The following is a 4,327-nucleotide window of genomic DNA, read 5'->3' on the forward strand; positions in this document are numbered from 1 at the left end:
CCCAGCGGCATGTTGTGCTTGACGAAGCGCGTGGCCATGATCAGGCGGTTCATGCCCGCACCGTTGTTGAAGCTGTCGGGGCCCCACAGCGGCGGAAAGGTGTAGCCCTGCGCATCGCCCACCTTGCCCACGCGCATGCCCTGGCCGTCTGCGCCGTGGCACACCGAGCATTTGGCCTCATAGACCTTGCCACCGGCCACCGTATCGGCACGGCGGTTGGGCATCTTGCTTTGCACCATGCCCGCGCCCTGCACCTCGGCGCCCACCGGAATGCCCTGCGACAGGAACGAGATGTAGGTCACAAACGCCTTCATTTCGCGCGAGTCCAGCGCCAGGGGCTTGCCACTCATGCTGCGCTCCATGCAGCCGTTGACGCGCTCTTCGACGGTGCTGATGTCGTCCTCGCGCCCCCGGTATTGCGGGAAGGTGGCCGACACGCCGCTCCAGGGCATGGCAAACGGTTTGGTGGCGTTTTGCTGGTGGCACGAGGCGCAGGCCAGGTTGTTGCCCGCCAGGCGGCGGCGCACGTCTTGCACCTCGGGGCCGATGTGGGCAAAAGTGCGCACGGTGAGCTCGTGGCCGTACTGCACCAGCTCGCGGTAAGGGCCGGCGGGCAGCTTCTCGATCTCGGGCACAGCACGGCCCACCAGGTTGACGGGTGCGGGGGCCTGGGCCACAGCGGCGCCAGCGCACAGCAGCGCCATGCTGCTGGCCAGAAAGTGGTGTGTGAAGTTCATGGTTTTTCTCTCTCCATCCGGTGATGGGCCATGCTACGAACCGCACCCACCCAGGGCAAGCGCCTTTTTCGGGGACGAGGGTAGCCGTTTCGGGCTATTGCACCAGGCGTGGTGCGGACTCAGGCGCTGCGCCCAGCCTGGCGCGGGCAGACAAACGGGCAGGGCAGGCGGATAATCCAAGCGCCCGCCCACAACCCCGTGGGGGCAGGAGTTTTCACACATGGCATTGATCTCTTCCATCGCCCAATCTGGCTTGCAGGCCGCCCAGCAAAGGCTGGGCGCCTCCGCGCACAACGTGGCCAATATGAACACCCCGGGTTTTCGCCGCCAGAGCGTGGCCCAGGAGGCCGCGCCCGGCAATGCGGGCGTGGCCACCACCGGCGTGCAGCGCGCGGGCACCGAGGGCGTGGCGCTGGAGCGCGAAGCCGTCGAGCAGTTGTCGGCCACCTACGCTTTTGCGGCCAACCTGAAAACGCTCAGCACCCAAGACCGCATGCTGGGCACGCTGCTGGACACCCGCGCCTGATACCCACTGACCCAGCCCCTCCCACGCCCCACCGAACAAGCGCCCCCGATGCGCCCGCAGCCTGCTGCGCCAACATGCCCGGCACAGGCGAAAAACACCTCCCTGAAACGCACCTTGGAGCGCGCGCACCGGGCGCTATGATGGCCGCTCCTATCCACCCTCAGCGCTGACCGGGAGCACGCATGGCCCTCTTTGATTTCATCAAGAAACAGTTCATTGACATCCTGCAATGGACGGAAGATGCCAACGGCACGCTGGTGTGGCGCTTTCCGATGGCGGAGATGGAAATCCAGAACGGCGCCTCGCTGGTGGTGCGCGAATCGCAAATCGCCGTGTTCGTCAACGAGGGCCAGGTGGCCGACGTGTTCGGCCCCGGCACCTACAAGCTGACTACGCAGACGCTGCCGGTGCTGACCTACCTGAAGAACTGGGACAAGCTGTTCGAGTCACCCTTCAAAAGCGATGTGTACTTTTTCAGCACACGCCAGCAGATCGACCAGAAATGGGGCACGCCCCAGCCCATCACCATCCGCGACAAAGACTTTGGCGCCGTGCGCCTGCGCGCCTTTGGCAACTACGCCTACCGCATCACCGACGCCAAGCTGTTCCACACCGAAATCTCGGGCACGCGCGCGCACTACACCGTGGCCGAACTCGATGGCCAGTTGCGCGGCCTGGTGCTGCAAAACATCAGCAACGCCATTGCCGGCAGCGGCCTGCCGTTTCTGGATCTGGCGGCCAACCAGGTCATGTTTGCCGATGCGCTGGCCAAAGAACTGCAACCGGCATTTGCCAAGCTGGGCCTGCAACTCGAAGCCCTGACGGTGCAAAACCTGTCGCTGCCCGAAGAGCTGCAAAAAATCCTCGACCAAAAAATCGGCATGGGCATGGTCGGCAACGACATGGGCAAGTTCATGCAGTACCAGACGGCGCAGGCCATTCCGCAGTTTGCCGCTGCGGCCGGGCAGGCGGGCGGTGGCGGCAGCATCGCTGGCGACGCCATGGGCCTGGGCGCAGGCATGGCCATGGGCCAGCTGCTGGCGCAAAACCTGCAATCGGGCCTGGGCGGCATGCACGCGCAGCCCGCCGCCGCAGCCACCCCGGCAGCACCCGCCGCCCCGGTGGGCATCTCGCCCGATGAGGTCATGTCCACCCTGGAAAAGCTGGCCGACCTCAAAGCCAAAGGCATCCTGACGCAGGAAGAGTTCGACAGCAAAAAAGCCGAGCTGCTGAAAAAACTGGTCTGACCGCAGCGCGCTGCGCCCCCGCCCACCCCTGCCCGCCAGCGCCTTGGTCGTTGCCATTGCCAGCACCCAGAACGCTATTTTTTTAATAGCTGCTTGCGCTTAACTGGCGGGCGCTAGAGGCCAAAAAGACTTCTAAACCTCGCCCACCCTGGCCGCGCAGCCCGCTTCAGCCCCCGATGGCCACTGACCCCACCCCGCCACCGCCGCCCACGCCCACCCAGCGCTTTTACCGTGCGCCCTGCCCCGGCTGTGGCGCGCCGGTGGAATTCAAAAGCGCGCAATCCACCCACGCCGTCTGCGGCTACTGCCAGAGCACCGTGGTGCGCAACGGCGACGTGCTCTCGCGCATCGGCAAGATGGCCGAGCTGTTCGACGACCACAGCCCGCTGCAACTCATGGCCAGCGGGCGCATCACGCTCGACGGCCAGGAGCAATCCTTCACGCTGATCGGGCGCCTGCAATACAAAACCGAGGCGGGCGTCTGGACGGAATGGGCGGCCTTTTTGCCCGACGGCAGCATCGCCAGCCTGGGCGAGGACAACGGCAGCTACGTCTTCACCCGCCCCAGCCCGGCCGGGCGGGAATTGCCCGAAGCGGCGCGCTTTCGCGTCGGCATGACCACCGCCGTCAACGGCCAGCCCTACAGCGTGGCCTTCAGCGGCCAGGCACAGTTGATTGCCGCCCAGGGCGAGCTGCCGCAACTGCCACCGCTGGGCCAGCCGTTTGACCTGGTGGAGCTGCGCAGCAGCAGCGGCGAGGTGCTCAGCATCACCTACACCCAAGACCCGCCGCACGTCGAGCGCGGCCGCGCCGTGCTGCTGGAAGACCTGCACTTGCAGGGCCTGAAAGACGAGTCCGCCAAGGACGAGAAAGGCCGCCAGTTCAACTGCCCGCACTGCGGCGCGCCGGTGCAGGTGCAGCTGTCCAGCACCAAAAGCGTCACCTGCGGGTCGTGTGCCAGCATCATCAGCCTGGAGGGCGGCGTGGGCGGAGAACTGCGCTCTGCCGAGCAGGACGAGCCCGTGCGCCCCGTCATTGCGCTGGGCAGCAAAGGCCAGTTGCAGGGCGTGCACTGGCAGGTGGTGGGGTTTCAGCACCGCATGGGCGCAGAGCCCGGCGACGACGAGCACTTTGGCTGGAGCGAATACCTGCTCTACAACCAAAAGCGCGGCTTTGCGTTTCTGGTGGATTCGGAAGAGGGCTGGAGCTTGGTGCGCCCCACCACCGGCGCGCCCGCACTGGCCAAGAACGGACGCAGCGCCACCTACCTGGGCAAAACCTACGAACTCAAATACAGCTACGAGGCCGAAACCACCTACGTGCTGGGCGAGTTTTACTGGCCCGTGGTGCGCGGCCAGAAAACCTTCAACCGCGACTTTGCCAGTGCCAAGGGCCTGCTCAGCATGGAGCAAGGCGCCAACGAGATCACCTGGTCAGCGGGCGACCAAATGGCCAGCACCGCCGTGGCAAAAGCCTTCGGGCTGACCGACCAGCAAGACCTGCTGCAACGCGACGACCCCGGCCCCTTCGTGGCCAGCAAAGGCGTGGGCTGTGCCACGCTCATCATCATTGCCGTCGTCCTGCTGATTCTGGTGCTGCTGATAAGCCGGTGCTCGGACTCCTCGGGCGGCTCGGGCGGCAGCTACCGCAGCTCGGGCGGCTCGTTCGGGGGCTTCTCGACGGGCGGCGGGCACAAATAAATTCACTCAAGGAGCAAACATGATCGGCATCGAATGGCTCAAACCGGCCGCATTTCTCGGCTCTATCCTCTACGCCATGATTGGCGTCATCATCTTCTGGGTGTGCTTTGTCATCGT

At 65.3% G+C, this 4,327-nt stretch carries 4 protein-coding genes and 1 pseudogene; 4 read left to right on the forward strand and 1 reads right to left on the reverse strand.

Features of this window, described 5'->3' with window-relative positions:
• Positions 1–737: c-type cytochrome (locus PHX69_RS15485; RefSeq protein WP_288044938.1), on the reverse strand; the 737-nt coding region annotated here is incomplete at its 3' end.
• Positions 738–957: 220 nt separating this feature from the next.
• On the opposite strand from PHX69_RS15485, the gene PHX69_RS15490 reads away from it, so the two are divergent.
• The 4 genes and pseudogenes from PHX69_RS15490 to PHX69_RS15505 form a co-directional block, all read left to right on the forward strand.
• Positions 958–1,263, forward strand: a complete 306-nt coding sequence (locus PHX69_RS15490) for a flagellar basal body protein (RefSeq protein WP_288044941.1) — start codon at positions 958–960, stop codon at positions 1,261–1,263.
• A gap of 182 nt (positions 1,264–1,445) precedes the next feature.
• Positions 1,446–2,510 (forward strand): SPFH domain-containing protein, encoded by a 1,065-nt coding sequence (locus PHX69_RS15495; RefSeq protein WP_288044943.1) that lies wholly within the window; start codon positions 1,446–1,448, stop codon positions 2,508–2,510.
• Positions 2,511–2,686: 176 nt separating this feature from the next.
• Positions 2,687–4,210, forward strand: a complete 1,524-nt coding sequence (locus tag PHX69_RS15500; protein ID WP_288044946.1) for a DUF4178 domain-containing protein — start codon at positions 2,687–2,689, stop codon at positions 4,208–4,210.
• Between the two features lie 19 nt (positions 4,211–4,229).
• Positions 4,230–4,327: pseudogene (locus tag PHX69_RS15505) on the forward strand (DUF350 domain-containing protein); the annotation flags it as partial.

The organism is Simplicispira sp. (assembly GCF_028687295.1).
Lineage (GTDB): Bacteria > Pseudomonadota > Gammaproteobacteria > Burkholderiales > Burkholderiaceae_C > Simplicispira > Simplicispira metamorpha.